The sequence below is a fragment of the Gracilibacillus kekensis genome, from assembly GCF_900143085.1.
GTDB classification, from domain to species: Bacteria; Bacillota; Bacilli; order Bacillales; family Amphibacillaceae; genus Gracilibacillus; species Gracilibacillus kekensis.
Genome location: NZ_FRCZ01000004.1, coordinates 203,843 through 228,229, shown reverse-complemented (window position 1 = coordinate 228,229; position 24,387 = coordinate 203,843). Strand labels below are relative to the sequence as shown.

The window sequence follows — 24,387 nt, the reverse complement described above, 5'->3', positions numbered from 1 at the left end:
ACTCTACCGTGGTAAAGCGTTTGTTTGTAATCTAACCTTATCATATCATTTTGTTGTCTGTCAATCCTCACTTTTAAATTATATCACTTCAGTTTACAATAGAATAAGTATCTAACTGAAAATAGACGAGAAGGAGTAGTGTCATGACAATCAAAGGAGATTATCACATCCATACACCATTTTGTCCGCATGGATCGAATGATGCCATTTTTATGTATATCGAACAAGCGATAAAAAAAGGACTGACGGAGCTTTCATTTACTGAACATGCTCCATTACCTAAAAGCTTTACTGATCCAACACCTGAAAACGATAGTGCAATGGCTTTGGAAGATCTTGCAGCCTATGTCCAATCAATTAAAACAGCCAAAGAAAAGTATCAATCGAACATAAAAATAAATCTTGGATTTGAAGTAGATTATATTGAAGGCTATGAAAAAGAAACAACTTCTTTTCTTAACGAATATGGAAATGTGATCGATGATGCAATTTTATCGGTACATATGCTCCAAAGTCCTGATGATGGTTATGTATGTATCGATTTTAGCAGTGATGAATTTGCCCGTATTATTCAACAATTTGGCAGTGTAGAAGCGGTCTATGATCAATATTATAAGACGTTAGAAAAAGCTGTTTTATCTGATCTTGGACCTTTCAAGCCTAAGCGTATTGGTCATCTAACATTGATTCAAAAATACCAAAAAAAATATGCAGTTGATCAAAGTTATCAAGCTACCATTGATCACCTGCTAAATCTGATACGACAAGAACAATTAGAGTTAGATATAAACACGGCTGGTCTCTATAAAGAAGATTGCCAAATGCTTTATCCAACAGAAGAAATTATCGAACAAGCAATCGCAAAAGGCATTGTACTTAAGCCAGGATCTGATAGTCATGAATCCAAAACAATTGCTAGAGGATTCGATCTTATTGCTCGTTTTTTTTAGAGAAATAATTCACGAGATAAAAGAAAAACTTATCTCGTGGTTTTTATTCTAAGTTAGCATTTCTTTTAATGTTTTGTTGATTTTTTCTAATTGTTCTTTATTTTCCTCTTGCTCTTCAATGCCATCGATCACTTGACGGTAGTAGCTTTGAACTTCTTCTAGATAATCGTTGAATACTTTTTGTTCGTGATGATTCCATTGTTGATGATAAAAATTCAATAATTCTTTTTCAATCTGAAAGATTTTCTCTTGCCATTTAACGCTCAAAAAGGCAGAGACCTGCTCTTCTAATTGCTTTCTGCCATCTTCTGCAAAAAAGCTTTTCGTGTCTTTGTAAAACTGGCTCCATTTAGATAACAGTGATTCATCCGTACTTATTGCTTGTAGTTCGACTTCTGGTGGATCAAGGCGAATATCCTCGAACTGTGACAAGGAAAAGGTCGAATCGATCTGGATTAATTGGCGTTCGATATCTTTTTTCATTTCATGCAACGATTGATTCCATGTTTGTTCAATGCGAATGGAGATCGCTTCAAATTCATGCTTCATACGATTATGAATCGTTTTGAACAAAGCCCGAATCGCTTCTTCCAATTCCTTCTTTCCTTTTCTTCCATTGGTTTGAATAGCACCTGGATGAATATGATCTTTCCAAAGATCTGTAAACTGAATCGAGAATCGTTGTTTGGCATAGAAAGTTTGCTTATTTAATTTTTGGGCTACCATTTCTAGATAGTCTTCTGATTTGCGCGCATGTAGCACATTTTTCATTTCTGTCTGATATCGTTTGTTTTGTTCAATCAGTCGATCTTTTTCCTGCTGGTCACTATTAATCATCGATAACCAGTTAGAGACTAAGCTATTAGCTCTTGCTAAATCGGTATAAATGGAACGCATCGACATTTGTGTTAACTCTTCCTTAACAAAACGATAGAAATGATCTTCGAATTGTGGGAGTCCACTGCGCTCACTCTTATCGTCGATTGCCAGTTTACTTGAGACAGGGAACATTCTTGGATTTTTGATATCAAATCGCTGCAATTCATTACGAACATAATCAACGACTAGATTTTTTTCGTCTTCATTTTTAGCAAGATCAATCGCATTTATCATAAAGAACATTTTATCTAATTCAAAGGCATCCTTCACTCGACCTAAACGCTCCAAAAACTGTTGATCTGGTTTCGAGAATGGATGATTATAATACGTTACAAATAAAATAGCATCTGCGTCTTTGATATAAGAGAACGCCAAATCTGTGTGTCTAGCATTGACTGAGTCAGCACCTGGTGTGTCGACTAAAGTGACATGATTGTTTGTCAGTGGACAATCATAAAAAAGTTCCATTTCTTTCACAAAACATGCGATCGTTTCCTCACGAATGTAGCGCTCGAATTCTGTAAATCCAATGATATAAGACGTTCCAATTCGATCTTTTATTTCTTGATAACCTTGATAAAATGCACTAAGGAAAGACTTATGTTGATCCGGAATATCTAATTTTGCTAGTTTTGTTTTTTTAATCCACCGATATCCCTCATCTAATTGGAGAAAGTCTTTTTCGGTAATATCATTGATATCCGCTACTAATTCTTCTTTATTTTTCAATATTACGTATACATCTTTATGCTGATAGCCATCCCTTACAGGACTAATTTTATTAATAGCGGCAGTCGTTGGGTTTGGTGAAACCGGCAACACTTTTTCACCAATAAGTGCATTAGCAAACGAAGATTTTCCAGCACTGAATGCACCAAATAAAGCAATCGTAAAATGGCGATCCGTTAGCCTGTCTTTTTTGTTAGTAAGTTCTTGTCTGAGCGAGTCCAAGCCATTAATTGGTTCCATTTGCCGATTAGCATTCTCTGCATCCGTTAATGTTTGTTGATAAGAGTATGTCTTCGCTTGTTCGATGTTGTTTTCTATATTTTCTACCTTCGTTTCTTTTGTATCATTCGATGTAATGGCATTTATATCGACTATTTTGTCTACTTTTCTTTCTCTTAGCTTTTCCTGTATTGCTGTGAGTTCAGCTTGATTACCTATCAATTCCCTATCACAAATGGATTCCAATTGATTCTTATATTCAATAAATGCTCGTTTAACTTCTGAAATTTCGTTCTCTATATTGGTGTATTGTTGATAAAACTCTAAATAGGTTTTGTATTCTTTTAGTTTTTCATCAAGTGGTGATAATACGCTTTGTTGGATCTCTTGCCATTTATTCTTATAAAATTGACGATACATTTTCTTAATCGAAGCGGCTACCTGATCTGTGTAAACTAAGATGTATTCACCATTAACTGTAGCACCCTCTTCTATTAATACGATTAAATGCTCCGCCTGAAATTGCTGTTCAAAGAGTGATTCCGATACAGTAAAAGAAATGTAAGGATTCAAAAACTCTGATACCTTATCGCGTAACTTCCATTCTAAGCTAATTTCAGCCTTTTCTTTCAATACTTTATATAAATTGTTTAATCGTTTTTCACGCTCTTCCTCTATTTTTCTGCGGTTACGAAACATGCCGGTTTTAAATTTTGGTTCATAAGATTCCAGTAAAATTCTCGCCTTTTCACGAATTTCAAAAGGCATGATTTGGGCATTTTTTGTAGTTTGCTCGATCATATGCATGAATTCTTTTTCAATATTATCTCGCTCTTCTTTTAGTGAATCATAAGTAGACTGAATGGAATTAACGTTAACATCACTAGGTAAATCAATACTCTTTAATCTTGCATCAAGTTCTTCTATTGCATCATCCATTTGTTTTTGCTGTTCCTGAATACTGGATTGTACCGTATGGTTCGTTCCGTGTATCAAAGTCTCTTCTAAGGTCATTTGATGGTTATTACTTACAATTTGATGAACACGTGCTTGTAATGAAGCGAATTCATTAATTCCTGTGTCTCTACTATTAGCCATGGATGTATAAAAAACATGTTTTGGGCGGATATGCCATTGCTCAAATACACTTTCTAAACTACGCTGGAATTCAGTGAAAGTTATTTCCGTTTCATCGTGTTTATCCATTTGATTGATAATGACATAATATGGCTTGTTCATGGCATCTATCTGCTTAAGGAATCTGGCGTTTACTTCTGATTGAACATGATTATAATCCATAACATAGAACAAAACATCGACTTGATGAAGTGCTGATTCTGTCATTAATCGATCTGCATCATTTGCCGCATCAATGCCTGGCGTATCCATTAACGTTACACCATTAGGTAATTCAGCCATTTCTTTATAAATTTCGACCTTTTTAACTTCATCACCGTCTCTGCATAATTGGTGCAATTTTTCCATTGATGGCAGAGTCTCCATTTTAATCGCTGTTTGATGGTTAAAATGAACGATTACCTGCTCTTTACCTTGTTTAATTTCAACAATATTTGCACTTGTTGGAATAGGACTCTGAGGTAATAGTTCCTCCTTCATCAAATTATTGATTAACGTTGACTTTCCTGCCGAGAAATGTCCACTAAAACAAATATGAATCATTTTTTTTTCTAATTTCGCATAATAGTCTACGATTTGTTCCTTGTATTTTTTTTCGTTTTTTTGATCATAAAAATGGTGCAAGTCTGCTAATTGCTGTTTATCTACAGCTTTTTTACTCGTTGTCAACATTATATAAACTCCTTGATTGATCATTCTATTTTCCCATTATACGGTTTTTTTCTTATTATTGCTATATGTAAGGGGTTAGAATTTTAGTTTGGAGAAGCTAAGTAATCTGAATGTAGAGTATTTTTATAGATTTCTTATTTATCTTACACGAGCACTATCAGGCTTAGCTTCTATTGGGTGATATATTCATTTATCGGACAGAAGCACCTTCCATTTTTACTTCTTTTGGGCGATATATTCATTTATCAGACAAAAGCACCATCTGGATTCCTTCCTTTTGGGCGATATATAACTTAATATAGCATAATCGTTTAAAATAAAAAAAAGTAGCTCAATTAAGTGTACAAAATGTCTTCTGTACAACAAAACTGAACTACATTTTCGATTATTCATTTGATTGATGATCAAATGCTTTCGAAAGGCCTCTTTTCTGATGAATCGATGTTACTTCACCAGTAAGATCTGTATCAATTACGTACGAGCCATTGCTATAACGATCACTAATTGGAAGATCCATCGGTTTTACTGTGTGGTGTTCTCCTTTTATGGTCATTAATTTGATCACATCATCTGTCTCGACCAGATCAAAACCAACTATACGGTGAGGTTTTGATTTTAACTCACGTAACATTACTAAACCTTTCTTAGCACGGGAGGATTTTTCAAAACGGTCGATCGTCATTCTCTTACAGGCACCACGTTGAGTAGTAACGAATAATTGCCTTTTCTCCTGTAACTCATCCATCAAAACACCATTTACGACAAATTCATCTGATTTTAACTGGATCGCCTTAACCCCAGCTGCTCTTTGACCGATCACCGATACTTCTGTTTCATGGTACCAGAGGCCGTATCCTTTACTCGTTGCAACAAATATATCTTGATTACCATCCGATAAATGGACATTAACCAACTGGTCCTCTTTTTTTAGATTCAGTGCAATTAGCGGTCTCGTATAGCGTTGAGAATAATATAAATCTAGTGTACTTCGCTTCACCATCCCATTTTTAGTAAAGAATACCAGATATTTATCTTTTGAAAACTCTCTAATTGGGATTGCTTTAACGATCGTTTCTTCTTTATCGAGTGAAGCTATATTAGATAAGTGCTGACCAAGATCTTTCCAGCGAATGTCCGGCATTTGGTGTACTGGAATAGGGATATACCTTCCTTTATTCGTGAATAAAAGGAGGTGGTCTGTGGTATTTAGTTCGTATAACGAAATTAAATGGTCATTATCTTTCATCGTAAAGTCGTCATCCGTTGAAGCTGTATAAGATCTAATACTTGTTCGCTTCACATAGCCTTGTTCTGTAACAGACGTAATAACATCTTCACTAGCTATCGTAACTTCGACATTAAATGTTAATTCTTCGATTTTTTCTTCGATTTTTGTTCGACGATCCTCTGCATAAAGCTTTTTCATTTGTTTTAAATCTTTTTTAATTACAGATAATAATTTATTCTCATCTGCCAAAATGGCTTGATAACTGGCAATCGCCTTTTGTAATTCCGCTGCTTCTTTTTCTAAAGCGGTAATATCCGTATTGGTTAATCGATATAGCTGCAAGGTTACAATTGCTTCTGCTTGTGTTTCGGTAAAACCATACGCATCCATAATTCTGTTTTTTGCGTCTTGTTTATCATTCGATGCTCTGATAGTTTGAATTAACTCATCCAGTATCGAAACAGCCTTGATAAGGCCCTCTACAATATGTGCTCTTCTTTCCGCTTTGTTTAAGTCAAAACGTGTTTGACGAGTCACCACTTCTTTCTGGTGACCAACATATGCATCGATCATTTCAGTTAAACCGAGCAATTGTGGTGTCTTGTCTTTAATCGCAACCATGTTGAAGTGATACGTGATCTGAAGATCTGTGTTTTTATATAAATAATTTAAAACACCTTGGCTATCTGCTTCTTTCTTTAATTCAACAACTATACGTAAGCCAGTTCGATCCGTTTCGTCGCGAACTTCTGCAATACCTTCCACTTTTCGATCTAAACGTAATTCATCCATTCGCTTCACAAGGACAGCCTTATTCACTTCATAAGGAATTTCATCAATAACAATTTGTTCCCTGCTACCTTTTAACGGTTCAATCTTTGCTCGACCTCGAACTACTACTTTCCCTTTACCAGTTTCATAAGCTTTCTTAAGTCCCTCATAGCCTTGAATAATACCGCCAGTAGGAAAATCTGGTCCTTTAATGATTTGAAGCAATTCTTCGACCGTGACAGATGGTTTATCCATCCGCTTTATGACAGCTTCAATTACCTCAGCTAGATTGTGTGGAGGAATCTCTGTCGCATAACCAGCAGAAATCCCTGTCGAGCCATTAATTATAAGGTTAGGAATTCTAGCAGGTAAAACAACAGGCTCATCAATCGTATCGTCAAAGTTCGGAATATAATCGACGGTTTCTTTATCAATATCTCGGATTAATTCGGATGAAATTGCAGAAAGTCGCGCTTCCGTATAACGCATTGCAGCTGGTGGATCGCCGTCCACACTACCGTTATTTCCATGCATTTCAACTAAAACGTTGCGAACTTTCCATGTCTGACTGAGACGAACCATCGCTTCATACACAGATGAATCACCGTGTGGATGATAGTTACCGATTACCGTACCCACCGTCTTTGCAGATTTACGAAAGCCTTTATCGTGCGTGTTTTTTTCTTCATGCATCGCAAAAAGGATACGGCGCTGTACGGGTTTTAACCCATCTCGTGCATCTGGCAAGGCACGATCTTGAATAATATATTTACTATAACGTCCAAATCGATCACCCATCACGTCCTCAAGCGGGAGATCTAAATACTTCTCTTCTACTGCCAACGGTATTCCTCCTATAAAGCACTAAATTTGTATATTCTCATTGTCAATAATATTTTCGTCTTCTTCTAGGCTAAACTGCACATGTGACTCAATCCACTTACGACGCGGTTCAACTTTGTCGCCCATTAAAGTAGTCACTCTTCGCTCTGCTCGTGCCAGATCATCAATCGTAACACGAATTAGCGTACGAGTATCAGGATTCATGGTTGTCTCCCATAACTGGTCCGCATTCATTTCCCCTAGACCTTTATAGCGCTGTAACTGATATCCATTTTTGAATTTTTTTGTTATATCTGATAATTCGTCTTCTGTCCAACAGTATTCAATCCTTGCTTTAGCACCTTTCCCTTTCGATATTTGGTATAAAGGCGGCAATGCAATAAATACTTTACCCGCTTCGATTAATGGTCTCATATAACGATAGAAAAAGGTAAGCAATAATACTTGTATATGAGCACCGTCCGTATCAGCATCAGTCATGATCACAATCTTTTTATATTGCACATCGTCTAGTGAGAATTCACTTCCAACTCCTGCACCAATGGTATGGATAATTGTTGAGATTTCTTCGTTCTTCATAATATCTACTAATTTCGCTTTTTCAGTATTAATAACTTTACCTCTTAATGGCAAAACAGCCTGGAATTTCCGATCTCGACCTTGTTTTGCTGAACCACCAGCAGAGTCCCCCTCTACTAAGTAAAGTTCGTTTTTATCTGCATTACGAGATTGTGCTGGAGTTAATTTCCCGCTTAGAAGCGAATCTTTACGACGCTTTTTCTTGCCACTACGCGCTTCTTCTCTTGCCTTACGTGCAGCTAAACGTGCCTCTTTCGCACGAACCGATTTTTTAATTAGCATCGATGCGATATCAGGGTTTTCTTCTAAGAAATATAACAGGTGCTCTGCTACTACAGCATCGACAGCTGAACGAGCTTCAGCAGTTCCTAATTTCCCTTTAGTCTGCCCTTCAAACTGTAGTTTTTCTTCAGGAATTTTCACCGAAATTACAGCCGTAAAGCCTTCTCGAATATCATTGCCATCTAAGTTCTTATCTCGTTCTTTTAAAATATTTACTTTTCTGGCATAATCGTTGACCACACGCGTAATCGCAGTTTTAGCACCAGATTCATGGGTTCCGCCATCTTTAGTCCGTACATTGTTAACAAAAGACAAGATATTTTCGGCGTAACCATCATTAAATTGAAAGGCAAAGTCCAGTTCCATCTCTTGTTGTTCGCCCTCAAAAGCAACCACGTCATGAAGTGCATCTTTTTCTTCATTTAAATATAAAACAAACTCTTTTAATCCATCGGGATATTGATAGGATTCCTCTACGCGTTCTTCATTTCTTTCATCAATTAATTCTATTGTTATTCCTTTTAATAAAAAAGCAGCCTCTCTCAATCTCTCTGCTAGTATTTCAAACTGAAAAGTATCCGTAGAAAAAATAGAACGGTCTGGTTTAAATGTTATCGATGTTCCAGTTTTCTTTGTTTTGCCTTTTTTCTCTAGAGTTGTTACTGGTTTTCCACCGTTTTCAAAACGTTGTATAAACATGTTTCCATCTCTAAAAATTTTCACTTCTAACCATTCGGACAGGGCATTAACAACAGATGCACCTACACCGTGTAATCCACCACTTGTTTTATAGCCACCTTGCCCAAACTTACCGCCTGCATGCAAGACTGTTAAGATAACCTCTGGTGTCGGTCTTCCTGTTTGATGTATTCCAGTTGGCATGCCACGTCCATTATCAGCTATTGTTATACTCTGATCAGGATGTATCGTTACGTTTATATGTTCACCAAATCCAGATAATGCTTCATCAACTGAATTATCTACTATTTCAAAGACCAGATGATGTAAACCTCTCGCATCTGTACTGCCTATATACATACCCGGTCTCTTTCTAACTGCTTCTAGTCCTTCTAATACTTGAATGGAATCGTCACTATATGTTGTATTATTACTCATTAAATTCTCCCTGCTCCTTCCCTGCACAACCAACTTATATCAAAATGATAGAACATTCGTTCTTGTTTGTAAAGTTATCGCATTAAAACAGAATGTGCTACTTTTATACATCGGTCCATTATGACTTGTTTATTATGTTTCGTTAAATAATCATATGCTGCTTGATCTGTTACACCTGGTTGCATCCAAACATAATCAGCGTCCGTCTTTACAATTTCTTTTGACAGGTCATATAAATAAACCGATCTTCTGAATACATTAATCAACTGAAAGTCTTCTTTAACATCTAGAATTGCATTATATGCTTTTTCCCCTAGTGCTTCTTCTACATTCGGATTTACAGGAATTATCTTGTAACCCGCTTGTTGCATTGCTTTTGCAATTTGATAGGAAGTTCGTGATGGTTTGTCAGATAATCCAATTACTGCAATTGATTTTGTATTATCTAACATTTTTTTCATCAATAATTGTTCCTTATCGTTATTCATAATGTTACACCTCATTTTTATTGATTAAACCATTTAATAAGCTTTCACGCAAGTAAACTTTTAAAAAAATCAAACTAAAGACCCATTAAATTCTAACCTTACCCCTTATCTTTAACACAGTTTAACAAAAAATTAAATAATCGCTGTACTCTTTTTTATCATAACATGCTAAAATAATAACATCCGTAGCAATGATAACATTATATTTAAGGAGTTTGACGATGGAATACATTATTTTTATCTTATTAGCCTATTTATTAGGTTCAATCCCAACTGGATTAATTGTTGGAAAACTAGGTTACAAAAAAGACATTAGGGAACACGGAAGTGGTAACTTAGGTGCTACTAACACCTTTCGTGTACTCGGAATAAAAGCTGGAATAATTGTAACAGTCGTTGATATTTTAAAAGGGACACTCGCTGCTGTGCTACCAATTATTTTTCAAGTGGAAACAGTTTATCCACTAATCGTAGGTATCTTTGCTGTTATTGGACATAGCTTTCCAATATTTGCAAAATTTAAAGGCGGTAAAGCTGTTGCTACTTCTTCAGGTGTCATATTAGGTGTAAACCCATTGTTGTTTGTGATTATGGTCTGCAGCTTTTTAGTAATCCTTTATCTAACAAAATATGTATCCTTAGCATCTATGTTAACAGGCCTTATCACTATTATTGTAGCGATTGTACTGCAGGAAATCGCATTAACTATCGTAATTTCAATTCTAACAGCATTTGTAATATATCGACATCAAGCAAATATCAAACGTATTTTTAATAAAACAGAACCTAAAATAAAGTGGATGTAAGGATCTAACCTCCTCGTTAGATCCTCTTTTTGCGTATTTAATTCCACTTCGAACCGTTTTATACCAAATTAAGGAAAAAAGTTTCTGTTTTAAGATTTTTAAATTGAATATTAATAAAAGATTAAGTATACTTTGATATAGTTGATGACGAAAGGGGTCTAATCATGAAAGAAGCAAGTTCCAAACAACTTCCAAACAAATCAGTGAGACATAAATTGTTTGGCTCTGTTCAACCTGGTGAAAAAATTAAACCAACAGAAAAAGAAAAAATGCCAGATTTGCAAAACACAAAAAAAGATTTTTTATTTGATATAGATCAAGTCGGAATTGCCAATGTTAAACACCCTGTTCAAGTGTTTAGCAAAACAAAACCTTTGGCACAAACAACGATAGGTACTTTCAAGATGACTTCATCGATTCAAAAGAATCATAAAGGTACAAATATGAGCCGATTTACTGAAATGATGCAAGAATACAGTGAAAATAGTACATTTGATTTATCGATCGCATCATTAAAAACCTTCACCAAAGAGATGGCCGAACGATTGGAACAAGATGACAACCAAATTACGGTTTCTTTTCCGTGGTTTTTTGAACGAAGTGGACCTGCCTCAGATATGACTGGTATGAACCATGCAGATGCTGAGATTACGATACTCTATGAGAAAAATGCAGGATATCATGTCACGGTCTCCTTACAAGGAACGATAACTACGTTGTGTCCATGCTCGAAGGAAATTAGTGAATACAGCGCCCACAATCAACGTGGTATAGTTTCGATGAAAACAGAACTAACTGGAGAATATAATGAAGATGAGATGGACTGGAAGCTAGCACTTCTAGAAGCAGCTGAAAGTAATGCAAGTGCAAGAATTCATCCAGTGTTAAAAAGGCCTGACGAAAAAATGGTTACGGAACAAGCATATGAAAACCCTCGATTTGTCGAAGATATGGTTCGATTAGTAGCTGCTGATCTTTATGAATTGCCATTTGTCCAAAAATTTTCGGTAACATGTCAAAATGAAGAATCGATTCATTTACACGACGCCATTGCAACGATTTCTTATGATAAATCATTGCACAATTGAGGTGAATGATGCGAAAACTTTTTATATTATTTATACGTTTTTATCAACATTTTATAAGCCCGATGTTTCCACCAAGTTGTCGCTTTCAGCCTACCTGCTCACATTACAGCCTGGTATGCTTTCACCGTTATAATATTTTTAAGGCTATTTATTTATCAGTAAAGCGGATATTAAAATGCCATCCATTTCACCCAGGTGGTTTTGATCCAGTTCCAGATAAAAATCATAAGCGTAGTAATTAATCCAAACGATTAAATTTAAGTCGTTTGGATTTTTCATGGATAAAAAGATAATACACAATAATATAGTGTTTCTCCATTAGAATTCTACAGTTTAAATCTTTTAATTTGTTCCCATTGTTCTTCTTGTTCTAAAATTTCTTTCTGGCGTTCTCCAAATAAATCAAAATGAGGAAAAGTCGGATCTTGGTGGATCCATTCTTCTCTCAGCCCATATTTTTTACCCCAGCTAATTAATTTTGGATAATTTGCACATCCCACTTTTGTAACGGTATTACAACCTGGAAAGCGATCATCTAACCAAAAATGTGTAAGAAAGGCAATACGTCCCTCTTGTACATCCTTTTTCCAGGCCCTTAAAGTCTTGCGGTCAATACCAAATGCCATTATTCTTCATATCCTTCTAATGCACTCTGATAAGCATGGTGCCACTTTGGAAATTTCTTTTTTAAGGATAGGGGGCGAAAGCTATCCTTTTTGACAATAACGTGTTGTGTTTCACCTGTTACAGCAGTATTTTTATCTTTATCAAGTATTTTATAACCATAGGTTGTTCGAATCCCATTATAGGATTGAACCCAGGTTTCAACAAAGGCATCATCACCGTAGCGGATTGGTTGCTTAAATTGAATCTTTGCATCTATTACAGGAGAAACAACACCTTCAGCCTCCATCTCATGATATTTGAATCCTAGCTCCTCAATAAAGGCAGTTCTTCCAATTTCAAACCATATTAAATAATTGGCATGATACACGACACCCATTTGATCTGTTTCTTGGTATCTTACTTTAATTGGTGTGGTTACTTTCATTGCTGCTCGATCCCCCTAATTGTTTTCCAGGCTAATTCAAAATCTTTTTTTGAAAGCTGTTGAAATAAACCTCTATCCTCAGATTCCATATTTAATCGTAATGCCTGATATTGTATTGCTTCATTTATCAAATTAACAACAAAGCGGCCATTCCCTGTTATCACAGTGTCTTCAAACTGTTCGGATAAATAGTTTTCAACAGCATTACTTATTTGGTATTGATATTCTGTAGCATGATGATGAACCATCTTTAGTAATTCTTCTTTCGAATAGTCTTGAAAATGAAAATATTTTTTAAATCGCGATTCTAACCCTGGATTACTGGAGATAAAACGGTTCATTTCACTTTTATAACCAGCTAAAATAATAACCAGATTTTCATTGTGTTTTGTCATTTCATCAACTAACGTATCAATTGCTTCTTTGCCAAAATCTTTTTCCCCACGATATAAGGAATAAGCTTCATCGATAAACAATACGCCACCTAATGCTTCCCGCACTTTATTTTTCGTTTTAATTGCTGTCTGTCCTACATATCCTGCAACAAGATCACTTCTTGATGCTACAACTAGATGTCCTCGCTTTAACAGCCCACATTGCTTTAATATTTGAGCAAAAATTTTGGCAACTGTTGTCTTTCCAGTTCCAGGATTTCCAGAAAACACAGCATGTAATTGAATAGGAATACTCGGAAGATAAAGAGATTTTCTTTTTTGCTGTACTTGTACAAACGCTGACAATTTTTTTACTTCCTGTTTCACATTCTCTAATCCGATTAATTGTTCCAATTGATCCATTGGTTCTGTCGATTCATTTTGGTCGTCTAGTGCAGCAATATCTTCTTCGGTAATTCGCATATGGTCAATCCAGTTATTTTCTAACGGGAGTCGATGATTAGCACCGATATAGAAGATAACCTTTAACACAAGATCTTTTACAGTTCTCGCATTACCGAATGACTCATCAACACGTGATTTGTCAATTAAGGATTGGAAACGATGTCGTGCTTTTTCGGTAAAAAAGTAATCATTTTGCAACGCTGTTTCTTCAGCTATCTTTAATAACTCTTCATTTGAAAAATCAGGCAGCTTAATAAAATTCCCATCTGGAAACCGGCTTCTTAGCCCTTGGTTTGACCATAAAAAGTGTTGCATCTCTTCTGGATAACCTGCCATTATAACAGCAAACTTATTTGCATATTCCTTACTTGTCATACTGGACACTAACGTATCAATCACAGCTTGACCATAATCATTTCCAGTTTGGTCTTCTCTTTTTAAATTATACGCTTCATCAATAAATAGAACGCCACCTAATGCTTTTTTAACATAGTTTAACGTATTTTCTTCACTTTGACCCATGAACGACCCTACTAATTGTGATCGATTCACTTCAATTACTTCATTCGATTCTAGTAAATTGAGACGATAATAGATATCTGCCAGCAAACGCGCCATAGTGGTTTTACCTGTACCAGGGTTACCGGTTATAATCATATTTAATCCTTGCTCATCTACCATTTGAAAGCCTGCTTCTTTTCGCTTTTGTTGGTATTTTAAGTATTGATAATAATGGTTAATATAGTCTTTTATTTCTTCTAGACCAATCATTTGGTTCAACTCATCCAACGGATCTGATGATTGATTTTCTTTAATAAATGCTGGGAATGCATCATAGAAGATCGTGATATAGTAGGATAGCTTCTCTATTGCATCATTATAGGGCTGAATTTCTTTAGTGGATTTCCGTTGTTCTAATGTAAAAACCATAACTTCTGCAAGATCTTCTATTTTTTCTATTTGTTTAAAAATTTGATCATATGCCTTTTTAAGCTTACTAGTAGAAGCTGCCTGTATTGATTTCAATTTCGTTAAACGATCCATCTCTTCTAATAGTGCCTTTGCTTTTTTTAATTTTACCGGATCAAAATCAGTCTCACGAATGTGATATTGTACCAGCTCTACATCATGTAATACATTGAAAATGTGAAGATAATGTTTCAAAGCTTGAACTTCAGTAACCATAGGATGTTCACTATCTTTTTTCAGAACTTCTAAATGACGATTTAAATGATCATCCGTAACGTTCCGTTTTAAACGATAAAAGGTAAGCATACTATACAGTATTGCCTTTGAATCTACTTGTAATGAAAAAGTAGCTTGTTCAACCTTATCAAGAATTCGTAGTATTTCAATTTCTGTATATGGCGGAATATCATCTAGTGTATTCCAACGTTGAATTTTATTTTCTATTTCATTCCATTTTATTGTTGACACAAACATACTCCTTCCTTTTCTTTTCATCACGTGTTTAGTTCATCAAAAATTTGTTCGAGCTGCTCAAGGGAAACAGCTCCATTGATTCTTTTCATGATTGTCTGATCACTTGTCCTTATAATAAAACTAGTAGGCATATTAATAACAGAATAACGATCATACACCGCGTTTTCTCCATCTAAGACAACCGAAAATGTGAATGATTCTTCCTCCACAAAATTTTGAACTTTTGACACCGATGTTTCTGTTTCAGTAACATTTACTGCTATGACTTTTACTAAGTCTGGATGTTGATTTTCAAATGTTTGTAAGTCCGGTAATTCTTCAATACATGGCGGACACCATGTTGCCCAAAAATTAACTATTACATATTCTTGATTATGATTTAAGGCATTTATAGATTCATCATTAAGGTTAGGTAATGTAAAATTAGTTGCAGTTTCTCCTTCTTGAAGCTGTTTCACATTGGGTCCAGTAATAGTTACACCGTCTACAGAAGTATCACCTGTAACATCAATTATATTTGGAGTTGACTGCTTTTCTCCAATATCAGTGAAATTCATTACTAACAAAATGACAACTAATACTAGCACAACTAATATAGAGAAAAAGTTCTTTTTCATGTTATGACATCCTTTATTTTAGCGCTAACACCTATTATATAAGATAAAAGCTGGGTCGTCTAATTATCGAAATTAAATAAAAATTCTTCTGTTGTCCTCCTAATTTTCTAGACTAAAATGTTAGGTTATCTATGGAGAATGCTAGGTTAAATTTAAGCGATAATGTTTCATTTCTTACATTTCGCACAGTTCTCCTTGCAGGATTTTCTTCTCTTCTTGCATTTCACACAGTTCTTCTTGCAAATTGCTTTCGAATGTATAAAAAAAAAGATAGCCATTGTTTTGGCTATCTTTTTCATAATTACTTATGCTAGTTTGTTGCGTAGTACCATTTGAAGAATACCACCGTGACGATAGTAATCCACTTCTACTTCACTTTCAAAGCGTGCAACTACTTCAAATTCTGTCACTTTACCATCTTCAGCAGTAGCTTTTACTGGTACGATATCACGTGGTTTAACAGATTCATCTACCTGTACCTCAAACGTTTCCTTACCATTTAAACCTAGCGAATCGGCGCTATCACCATCTTTAAATTGAAGTGGCAATACACCCATCATTACTAGATTTGAACGGTGGATACGTTCAAAGCTTTGAGCGATTACGGTTTTGATTCCTAATAGATTCGTACCTTTTGCCGCCCAGTCACGAGAACTTCCCATACCATAGTCATTTCCAGCTAATACAACAAGACCTGTGTTAGCTTCTTGGTATTTCATAGCTGCATCATAAATAGGCATTACATCACCTGTTGGCCAGTAAGTAGTGTATCCACCCTCTGTACCAGGTGCTAGTTGGTTTTTGATACGGATGTTGGCAAATGTACCACGCATCATTATTTCATGATTACCACGTCGTGAACCATACGAGTTAAAGTTACGAGGTGATACATCCTTAGACTGTAAATGTTTACCTGCAGGCATATCTTTAGCAATCGCACCTGCTGGTGAAATGTGGTCGGTTGTAACGGAATCACCGAATTTACCAATGGCACGCATTCCTGATAAAGGTTCTACTTTACCTGGTTCTTTAGCTAATCCTTCAAAGAATGGAGGGTTTTGAATATAAGTAGATTCCTCATTCCAAGTATATAATGGTTCATCGGTTGTTTCGATTGCATTCCATTTTTCATTTGACTCAAATACATTCGCATATTCTTTACGGAAGATTTCTGGAGTAACTACTTTCGCTACTTCATCACGTACCTCTTCCATAGATGGCCATAGGTCATCAAAGAATACATCATTACCATCTTTATCTTGTCCAATTGGTTCATTTTTAAGATCGACATCAACAGTACCAGCTAAAGCGTATGCTACTACTAATGGTGGTGATGCTAAGTAGTTCGCTTTTACTAGTGGATGAATACGACCTTCAAAATTACGGTTACCAGAAAGTACCGAAGAAACAGTTAGGTCATTATCAGCGATTGCTTTTTCAATCTCTTCTCTTAAAGGACCTGAGTTACCGATACATGTTGTACAACCATAACCTACTAAGTTAAATCCAAGTTGGTCTAAATAATGCATTAAACCTGAGTCTTCTAGATAACTTGTAACAACTTTTGAACCAGGTGCTAGTGATGTTTTCACATATGCTGGCACTTCCAAACCTTTTTCAACTGCTTTTTTCGCAAGCAAGCCTGCTCCTAGCATTACGTATGGATTCGAAGTATTTGTACAAGATGTGATCGCTGCAATTGCAACTGCACCTGTCTTCATAACAGATTTACGTCCATTTGGATGATCAATCTCAACTTCTTTATCGAATTCTGCTTTATCCAAACCAAAGCCTTGATTACCCGCAGGCGCAGTTATAGCCTCATTAAATGATTTCTTCATATTTGATAATGGAATTAAATCCTGTGGACGCTTAGGTCCTGAAAGATTCGGCTCTAATTCAGAAAGATTTATTTCCACTAATTCTGTAAAGTCAGCATCTGCTTGATCTGGTGAATACCATAAGCTATTTTCTTTACAATATTTTTCTACTAATGCAATCTGTTCTTCACTACGTCCTGTTAAACGAAGATAGTTTAATGCTTCTGCATCAACTGGGAAGAATCCACACGTTGCACCATATTCAGGTGCCATGTTAGAAATCGTTGCACGGTCTGCTAATGGCATATCCTGTAATCCTGGTCCAAAGAATTCAACAAACTTACCAACTACTTTTTTCTCACGTAATACTTGTGTTACTTTTAGAGCTAAGTCAGTAGCGGTAGTTCCATTTGGAAAGCTTCCAGTGAATTTAACACCGATTACATCAGGCGCCGGGAAGTATGAAGGTTGGCCAAGCATACCAGCTTCTGCTTCAATTCCACCTACACCCCAACCAAGTACACCTAAACCATTAATCATGGTAGTGTGTGAGTCAGTACCTACAAGTGTATCTGGGAACGCATCGATTTCACCATTATCATTTTCCACACCATGGACAACATTGGCTATGTATTCCAAGTTCACCTGGTGTACAATACCTGTTGCTGGTGGAACAGCACGATAATTATCAAATGCTTTTTGTGCCCAATTTAAGAACTCATAACGCTCTGCATTACGTTCAAATTCTAATTCCATGTTCGCTTGAAGTGCATTTCTTGTTCCGTATTCATCTACTTGCACGGAGTGGTCAATGACTAAGTCTACAGGTACCTCTGGATTGATTTTATCTGGTGAACCTCCCATATCAACCATTGCTTTTCTTAATGAAGCAAGGTCAACTACTGCTGGAACACCCGTAAAATCTTGTAAGATTACACGTGAAGGTTTGAATGGTACGTCTTGTCCCTTCTCTTTTCCCCAGTTTGCTAGACTTTTTACATGATCATCTTTAATAACATGTCCATCATATTGACGAATTAATGATTCAAGTAATACACGAACAGAAAAAGGCAAACGATCAATATTACCAATTCCTGCTTCTTCTAAAGCCTTCAATTGGTAATAGTTATACGTTTTTCCGTTCAGATCAAATTGTTTTTTTGCTTGAAATGGATTCTGATTTGTCATCTCGTCTAGTTACCCCCTTAAAAAATGTTAGACCGAAATCGGATCTCTCGTCTCTAAATACTATATCAAATAGTATGCACCATACTATTTTAATTGAAATCGGTTTATAAGTAAAATGTTTCACAACAAAAAATCTATAAAATCTATATTAATAGCTTTATTGCTTATTATCCTCACCGATAAGGAAGATATATACAAAACCTACTTCCTTTACCGTTTTCTGATTCGATCTCTAATCTGCCTTTATGATTATCAATAATTTGATTGGAAATCATTAAACCTAATCCAGTTCCGTTTTTCTTAGTGGTAAAAAAAGGCTCTTTCAATTTATGGATAAGATGTCTTGGTATACCTGGTCCTTCATCTTGAATCGCTATTAAACATTCGTTGTCTATTTTCTTCATTAATACATGTATTTTTCCACCATCTGTCATTTCCTCAATTGCATTCTTAATTAAATTTATAAAAACTTGCTTAATTTGAGAGCGGTCACAATGCACAATTAATTCGTCATCCACTTCTAATATGAGGTCAATATCATAGAGATTTGCCTGTGTACGTAACAATGTCATTACATCAGACAACATTTCATAAATATTTTCATCATTTTTATCGTCTGTCATTGGCTTAGAAATGAACAATAATTCTGAGGTAATGGAATTAATTTTATCAATTTCATCAATCATTATTTTATAATACTCACTTTTGCTATCAACACCGCCTTGCAGTAATTGAACAAATCCTTTAAGTGAAGTAAGCGGGTTTCTAATTTCATGAGCTATCCCTGCAGCAAGTTGACCAGCAATAGACATTTTTTCGGAACGTATAAGCATTTCTTCTGCCTGCTTTTTATCCGAAATATCTCTTGATAATGAAAGAATTCTATTTTGTCCTTCCCACCTAATAACTTGCATCACTGTTTCAAATGCGATATATCTTCCGATTTGATTACGAATATGTATATAAAACTTCTGCTCTTCACTATTCTTTATGTCGAAATACGTTCTTAGATATTTTTGATCATCCCTCATAATATACCGAAACACAGACTTTCCAAGTAACTGTAATTTTGTAAAACCGAGTACCTGTTTAACCGATTCTGATATATAATTAATTTTCCCAGCATCATCACTAATGCAAATCAAGTCAAAACCATTGACTTCAATTTTGTTTAGGACATCCTTTGGTAATTCAGAAAGCATGATGTTAATAGTATCTTCTTCATTGACACTTGTGCCTTCAGGATGGTCGACATAGTTTAGCAAGGCCTTTCCCCCTAACTTTGAATATGTATCGTTTATAAATACATGTAATCATGCTATAATAGCAACGTTCTTGTAATTTATATGAGAAATTTAGGTTTTTATGACTGAATATATGAGTCATTGTTATATTACTATATTTTACCTAAAAATAAAATGCTCTTTCTATTAATTAGCAATATTAGTAAACTGGGGGTGTAAATAATGACGTTTAGTTATATGATGTTGATTGTATTTTGGACCTTTATTTTATTAGGTTTGATGACCATAGGTGGCTATTTTATGTTTCGGAAATTTTTAAAAAGTCTACCAAAAGATGATGGTAAATCTGATTTAGATTGGGAAAAATTTTATATCAATAAATCAAAACATTTATGGAGAGAATCCGAGAAAGCCTTTCTAGAAGAATTAGTATCTCCCGTTCCAGAGTTATTTCGTGACGTTGCGAGGCAAAAGATTGCTGGTAAGGTTGGTCAGTTAGCTTTGGAGAAAAAGGAAAAGCAGATTACACAAGAAACTCTTATTCAAGGCTACATAATGGCTACCCCAAAGCGGGATCATAAGTTCCTGCGAAAAAAATTAAAAGAAAAGAACATAGACGTTGTACCTTATGAAACCTATTTTCATTACTCTCCGGAAGACTATCAAAATAAAAAATACGCAGCAAGATCACGTAAAGAAACCCCTTAAACGTGTCTTGCTGCGTTTTTCATTACCGGTCACTTGAAATCGTCAGTACAATTGTCATTGTTACACCAATAACTGTTAAATATACTCCTAAATCAAATAGCAAAGCAGTAGCTAATTCCATTTTCCCAAAGATAGGAAAATTAAAATAATCGTACGTTTGACTAAGGAACGGTTCACCAAACAAAAAAGATCCAACACCAGTAGCAATCGCAATGAGCAAACCAATCGTTAGTAGTGTGCGATAATTTATTGGTAGCACTTTATTAATTGCTCTTTCTCCATATGCCATGTACATCAAAATAATAGCAGCTGCTGTCATCAAACCACCAATAAATCCACCACCTGGTGCGTTGTGACCTGCAAAAAATAGATTAACCGAAAAACCGAATAAAATAAAAGAAATTAATACCGTCATCGTTTTTAATATTAAATCATTTGTTTTCACCATATACGAATCCTCCTAGCAATTATGTTCTCCAAAGTGTACCTTTAGAATCCTTGAAAATTAAAAAACCCGGCAAGAAAAGATGTTAATTTCGTCATAAAATCAAAAAACAAGAAAAAGCCCATAAATATCATCACGTAACCACCAATTTTTACAAGCTTTTGCGAATGACGTTTGATCCATTTCATTTTACCAACAAAGAAAGCTAAAATAAAGAATGGAATAGAGAATCCTAACGAATAAGCTGTCATTAACAAAATACCTACTTCTGTATTCGTCGCAGCTAATGAGATCACAGCCATTAGTATCGGACCTGTACAAGGCGTCCAGCCCAAGGAGAAGGCCATTCCAATAATAAAGGAACCGAGAAATCCTGCTGGTCGATTCTTGAAATGTACTTTCTTTTCTTTCATCAGAAAGTCAAAATTCAATGCCCCGATAATAATCAATCCAAAAAAGATTATTAATATCGCTCCAACTTGTCGTATTAGATCATCCCATCTTGTTAGAAATTCCCCGATAAAACTAGTAGTGAAACCGAGAATTATAAATATACTTGAAAAACCGATCAAGAAAAATAATGTATGTAAGATACTTTTATAGTTAAACATGGCATTCTCTTGTTTTATATCGTTTACACTCATTCCTGTGATATAGGATAAAAAGGCAGGATATAGTGGTAGTACACAAGGAGATATAAAAGATAAAAAGCCGGCACCAAATGCAATAAAAATGTTCACTTCTGTCAAATTGGTCACTCCAAAATAGAAAATTATAGTTATGTATTTCCTATAAATATAATAAAACCCTTGCTGTAAATAAGCAAGGATTCTAATTCGACAATTATGTTACAATGCGTTTTATTTGTTATCCATTTGATTATTCATCGAACGCATCATTTGTTTAATTTTCTTTTGAGATGGTTTCTGACCCATCTGCATCATTAATGTTCGTAGCATTTGTTCGTTAATTGGTGGGTTTTTCTTTAAGTAATTCATCATATACTTTCTCGCAATAAAAAAGCCTAATGCCACACCAGCAATTAGAGCACCTACTGCGATAAGTATTACCCAAATTGTACTCATTCACTGTTCCTCCTTCAACTCGTCTCTTATACAGTATAGTAAAAGTTATCTAATAATACAAGCACTTGTTTAAGAGATCTCATGCAAAAAAACAGGACGAGGAACCCGTCCCTCGTCCCATTTATTATTTAAAATAATTCATTCACGTGTTTAACAACATTCTCTACAGTGAAACCATATTCTTCAATAATTTTGTTCCCGTTTGCCGAAGCACCAAACGTGTCAATTGTAATGGTTTTACCTTCGATACCTACGTAGCGTTCCCATCCAAGAGATGCAGCCATTTCGATACCTACTCGTTTAGTTACTGTTTTTGGAAGTACAGCTTCTTTATAAGCAGCATCTTGCTTATCAAAGCGATCCCATGATGGAATGCTGACAACACTGACATCTTTACCTTGTTCTTTTAGTGCTGCTTGTGCTTTGACTGCAAGTTGAACTTCTGAACCAGTTGCAACTAAAATTGCATCTGGTGTTTCTTTTGAAGCTGGACTTACTACGTAGCCACCTTTTTTAACACCTTCATATGCATTTTTAGCTGTACCTTCAAGTGTCGGTAGACCTTGACGTGTAAGAACTAATGCAGTTGGCTGGTCTGTTGATTCGATCGCTAAACGCCAAGCAGCTTGAACTTCATTTCCGTCAGCTGGACGAATAACAGAAAGGTTTGGCATGGCTCTGAATGCTGCTAATTGTTCAACAGGCTCATGAGTTGGTCCATCTTCCCCTACTGCAATTGAGTCATGAGTTAATACGTATGTGACAGGTAGATTTTGAATCGCTGATAAACGAACAGCTGGACGTAAGTAGTCACTAAATACAAAGAACGTTCCACCGAATACTTTTAATCCGCCATGTAATGTCATACCATTTAACGCAGCTGCCATCGCAAATTCACGTACACCAAACCAGATATTACGCTCTTCTGGAGTAGCTGCAGAAAAATCACCAGCATTGTTAATATTCGTTTTGTTAGAACCAGCTAAGTCTGCACTACCACCAAATAATGTTGGTACTGCATCAGCGATTGCATTTAAAACTTCTCCTGAAGTAGCACGTGTCGCTGCTTCGTCTTTTCCAGCTTCATATACAGGGAGATTTTTATCCCAACCTTCAGGTAACTTGTTATTGATTGCGTCGTCAAGCTCTTTTCCTACTTCAGGAAAAGCTTTCTTGTATGAATCAAACAATTCGTTCCATTTTTGTTCAGTTTCTTTGCCTTGTTCTACGATTTTTTTGTTGAAGTCCTGGTAAACTTCATCAGGTACATGGAAATCTTCGTGTTCCCATTTATAAAATTCTTTTGTAAGTGCCACTTCATCAGCACCCAGTGCTGCACCGTGTGATGCTGCAGAACCTGATTTATTAGGTGAACCATAACCAATAACTGTTTTCACTTCAATAAGTGTCGGTTGGTCTGTGTTTTGCTTTGCCTCTTCAATTGCTTTTGAAATGGCTTTTGTATCATTACCATCTTCTACACGAATGACTTGCCATCCATAAGCTTTAAAGCGATCTTCTACATTTTCAGAGAATGACTTATTGAGCTCTCCATCTAATGAGATATCATTAGAATCATAAAGTGCAATAAGTTTGCCTAATTTTAAATGTCCTGCTAATGATGCCGTTTCGTGTGAAATACCTTCCATTAAATCACCATCACTAACAATAGCATAGGTGTGATGATCTACAACATTGTAGTTGTCTTTGTTGTATTTTGCTGATAAATGTTTTTCAGCCATAGCCATACCTACACTCATCGCAATACCTTGCCCTAGTGGACCAGTAGTTGCTTCTACACCATCTGTATGGTGAACTTCAGGATGGCCTGGTGTTTTAGAATCCCATTGACGAAATCCTTTTAGGTCATCAATAGAAACATCATAACCTGATAAGTGTAATAAGCTGTAAAGTAGCATAGAGCCATGACCTGCAGAAAGTACAAAACGGTCACGATTAAACCATTTCGAGCTCTTTGGGTTATGGTTCATGTGTTCAGTCCAAAGTGTGTAAGCCATTGGGGCAGCGCCCATTGGTAAACCTGGATGACCAGAATTAGCTTTTTCAATCGCGTCTATAGACAACGTTCGAATTGCATTAATAGACATTTGTTCCGTTTGGTTTGACATGATTTTTCCCCTTTCGATATGCAAAATATGT

19 protein-coding genes are annotated in these 24,387 nt (G+C 35.7%); 5 read left to right on the top strand and 14 right to left on the bottom strand.

Features of this window, described 5'->3' with window-relative positions; all coding sequences use genetic code 11:
• Positions 1-143 precede the first annotated feature (143 nt).
• On the top strand, positions 144-950 hold the full coding sequence (hisJ, locus tag BUC25_RS11295; RefSeq protein WP_084543450.1) for a histidinol-phosphatase HisJ: 807 nt from the start codon (positions 144-146) through the stop codon (positions 948-950).
• A 48-nt stretch (positions 951-998) separates the two neighbouring features.
• Here the strand turns inward: hisJ and BUC25_RS11290 are convergent, their stop codons facing one another.
• The 4 genes from BUC25_RS11290 to BUC25_RS11275 form a co-directional block, all read right to left on the bottom strand.
• On the bottom strand, positions 999-4,586 hold the full coding sequence (locus tag BUC25_RS11290; RefSeq protein WP_073201978.1) for a dynamin family protein: 3,588 nt from the start codon (positions 4,584-4,586) through the stop codon (positions 999-1,001).
• Between the two features lie 385 nt (positions 4,587-4,971).
• Positions 4,972-7,428 carry a DNA topoisomerase IV subunit A gene (parC, locus tag BUC25_RS11285; protein ID WP_073201977.1) on the bottom strand — a complete coding sequence of 819 codons (2,457 nt, stop codon included), beginning with the start codon at positions 7,426-7,428 and terminating at the stop codon, positions 4,972-4,974.
• A 21-nt stretch (positions 7,429-7,449) separates the two neighbouring features.
• Positions 7,450-9,405, bottom strand: coding sequence for a DNA topoisomerase IV subunit B (gene parE / locus BUC25_RS11280; RefSeq protein ID WP_073201976.1), 1,956 nt, complete (start codon positions 9,403-9,405; stop codon positions 7,450-7,452).
• A gap of 74 nt (positions 9,406-9,479) precedes the next feature.
• Positions 9,480-9,893: a CoA-binding protein gene (locus BUC25_RS11275; RefSeq protein WP_084543448.1), complete on the bottom strand. Its 414-nt coding sequence runs from the start codon at positions 9,891-9,893 to the stop codon at positions 9,480-9,482.
• Between the two features lie 221 nt (positions 9,894-10,114).
• On the opposite strand from BUC25_RS11275, the gene plsY reads away from it, so the two are divergent.
• From plsY to yidD, 3 genes are all read left to right on the top strand, one after another.
• The gene (gene plsY / locus BUC25_RS11270) at positions 10,115-10,699 is read left to right on the top strand and encodes a glycerol-3-phosphate 1-O-acyltransferase PlsY (RefSeq protein ID WP_073201974.1); all 585 of its coding nucleotides are present in this window, start codon (positions 10,115-10,117) and stop codon (positions 10,697-10,699) included.
• Positions 10,700-10,863: 164 nt separating this feature from the next.
• Entirely contained in the window at positions 10,864-11,787 is a 924-nt protein-coding gene (gene folE2, locus BUC25_RS11265; protein WP_073201973.1) for a GTP cyclohydrolase FolE2, read from the top strand.
• A gap of 8 nt (positions 11,788-11,795) precedes the next feature.
• The gene (gene yidD, locus BUC25_RS11260; RefSeq protein WP_073201972.1) at positions 11,796-12,029 is read left to right on the top strand and encodes a membrane protein insertion efficiency factor YidD; all 234 of its coding nucleotides are present in this window, start codon (positions 11,796-11,798) and stop codon (positions 12,027-12,029) included.
• Positions 12,030-12,113: 84 nt separating this feature from the next.
• Here yidD and BUC25_RS11255 read toward each other — a convergent pair whose 3' ends face one another.
• The 6 genes from BUC25_RS11255 to BUC25_RS11230 all read right to left on the bottom strand — a co-directional run bounded on the left by BUC25_RS11255 (position 12,114) and on the right by BUC25_RS11230 (position 20,010).
• Entirely contained in the window at positions 12,114-12,413 is a 300-nt protein-coding gene (locus BUC25_RS11255) for a hypothetical protein (RefSeq protein WP_073201971.1), read from the bottom strand.
• The gene (locus BUC25_RS11250; protein ID WP_073201970.1) at positions 12,413-12,838 is read right to left on the bottom strand and encodes an acyl-CoA thioesterase; all 426 of its coding nucleotides are present in this window, start codon (positions 12,836-12,838) and stop codon (positions 12,413-12,415) included. The genes BUC25_RS11255 and BUC25_RS11250 overlap by 1 nt, the downstream gene beginning before the upstream one ends.
• Complete coding sequence (locus BUC25_RS11245) at positions 12,835-15,120, bottom strand: AAA family ATPase (RefSeq protein WP_073201969.1); 2,286 nt, start codon at positions 15,118-15,120, stop codon at positions 12,835-12,837. Before BUC25_RS11245 ends, BUC25_RS11250 begins: the two co-directional genes overlap by 4 nt.
• Positions 15,121-15,140: 20 nt before the next feature.
• Entirely contained in the window at positions 15,141-15,737 is a 597-nt protein-coding gene (locus BUC25_RS11240) for a TlpA family protein disulfide reductase (protein ID WP_073201968.1), read from the bottom strand.
• Positions 15,738-16,042: 305 nt separating this feature from the next.
• Positions 16,043-18,745, bottom strand: coding sequence for an aconitate hydratase AcnA (acnA, locus tag BUC25_RS11235; protein ID WP_073201967.1), 2,703 nt, complete (start codon positions 18,743-18,745; stop codon positions 16,043-16,045).
• A gap of 173 nt (positions 18,746-18,918) precedes the next feature.
• Positions 18,919-20,010, bottom strand: a complete 1,092-nt coding sequence (locus tag BUC25_RS11230; RefSeq protein ID WP_073201966.1) for an ATP-binding protein — start codon at positions 20,008-20,010, stop codon at positions 18,919-18,921.
• Positions 20,011-20,211: 201 nt separating this feature from the next.
• Between BUC25_RS11230 and BUC25_RS11225 the strand changes: the two genes are divergently transcribed.
• On the top strand, positions 20,212-20,697 hold the full coding sequence (locus tag BUC25_RS11225) for a DUF2621 family protein (RefSeq protein WP_073201965.1): 486 nt from the start codon (positions 20,212-20,214) through the stop codon (positions 20,695-20,697).
• Positions 20,698-20,719: 22 nt separating this feature from the next.
• On the opposite strand, the gene BUC25_RS11220 is transcribed toward BUC25_RS11225, so the two are convergent.
• The 4 genes from BUC25_RS11220 to tkt form a co-directional block, all read right to left on the bottom strand.
• Positions 20,720-21,145 carry a Na(+)/H(+) antiporter subunit B gene (locus BUC25_RS11220; protein ID WP_073201964.1) on the bottom strand — a complete coding sequence of 142 codons (426 nt, stop codon included), beginning with the start codon at positions 21,143-21,145 and terminating at the stop codon, positions 20,720-20,722.
• A 41-nt stretch (positions 21,146-21,186) separates the two neighbouring features.
• A complete protein-coding gene (locus tag BUC25_RS11215; RefSeq protein ID WP_073201963.1) occupies positions 21,187-21,891 on the bottom strand; it encodes a cytochrome c biogenesis CcdA family protein in 705 nt (234 codons plus the stop codon).
• Positions 21,892-22,002: 111 nt separating this feature from the next.
• Positions 22,003-22,227 (bottom strand): YneF family protein, encoded by a 225-nt coding sequence (locus tag BUC25_RS11210; protein WP_058307724.1) that lies wholly within the window; start codon positions 22,225-22,227, stop codon positions 22,003-22,005.
• A gap of 128 nt (positions 22,228-22,355) precedes the next feature.
• Positions 22,356-24,356: a transketolase gene (tkt, locus tag BUC25_RS11205; protein WP_073201962.1), complete on the bottom strand. Its 2,001-nt coding sequence runs from the start codon at positions 24,354-24,356 to the stop codon at positions 22,356-22,358.
• Between the last annotated feature and the right edge of the window lie 31 nt (positions 24,357-24,387).

What these genes read in the sequence shown, in the direction of transcription:
- hisJ (WP_084543450.1), top strand. Translation starts at nt 144, where the DNA reads ATGACAATCAAAGGAGATTATCACATCCATACACCATTTTGTCCGCAT.
- BUC25_RS11290 (WP_073201978.1), bottom strand. Translation starts at nt 4,586, where the DNA reads ATGTTGACAACGAGTAAAAAAGCTGTAGATAAACAGCAATTAGCAGAC.
- BUC25_RS11245 (WP_073201969.1), bottom strand. Translation starts at nt 15,120, where the DNA reads ATGTTTGTGTCAACAATAAAATGGAATGAAATAGAAAATAAAATTCAA.
- plsY (WP_073201974.1), top strand. Translation starts at nt 10,115, where the DNA reads ATGGAATACATTATTTTTATCTTATTAGCCTATTTATTAGGTTCAATC.
- folE2 (WP_073201973.1), top strand. Translation starts at nt 10,864, where the DNA reads ATGAAAGAAGCAAGTTCCAAACAACTTCCAAACAAATCAGTGAGACAT.
- BUC25_RS11250 (WP_073201970.1), bottom strand. Translation starts at nt 12,838, where the DNA reads ATGAAAGTAACCACACCAATTAAAGTAAGATACCAAGAAACAGATCAA.
- BUC25_RS11275 (WP_084543448.1), bottom strand. Translation starts at nt 9,893, where the DNA reads ATGAATAACGATAAGGAACAATTATTGATGAAAAAAATGTTAGATAAT.
- BUC25_RS11210 (WP_058307724.1), bottom strand. Translation starts at nt 22,227, where the DNA reads ATGAGTACAATTTGGGTAATACTTATCGCAGTAGGTGCTCTAATTGCT.
- parE (WP_073201976.1), bottom strand. Translation starts at nt 9,405, where the DNA reads ATGAGTAATAATACAACATATAGTGACGATTCCATTCAAGTATTAGAA.
- yidD (WP_073201972.1), top strand. Translation starts at nt 11,796, where the DNA reads ATGCGAAAACTTTTTATATTATTTATACGTTTTTATCAACATTTTATA.
- tkt (WP_073201962.1), bottom strand. Translation starts at nt 24,356, where the DNA reads ATGTCAAACCAAACGGAACAAATGTCTATTAATGCAATTCGAACGTTG.
- BUC25_RS11225 (WP_073201965.1), top strand. Translation starts at nt 20,212, where the DNA reads ATGACGTTTAGTTATATGATGTTGATTGTATTTTGGACCTTTATTTTA.
- BUC25_RS11220 (WP_073201964.1), bottom strand. Translation starts at nt 21,145, where the DNA reads ATGGTGAAAACAAATGATTTAATATTAAAAACGATGACGGTATTAATT.
- acnA (WP_073201967.1), bottom strand. Translation starts at nt 18,745, where the DNA reads ATGACAAATCAGAATCCATTTCAAGCAAAAAAACAATTTGATCTGAAC.
- BUC25_RS11240 (WP_073201968.1), bottom strand. Translation starts at nt 15,737, where the DNA reads ATGAAAAAGAACTTTTTCTCTATATTAGTTGTGCTAGTATTAGTTGTC.
- BUC25_RS11255 (WP_073201971.1), bottom strand. Translation starts at nt 12,413, where the DNA reads ATGGCATTTGGTATTGACCGCAAGACTTTAAGGGCCTGGAAAAAGGAT.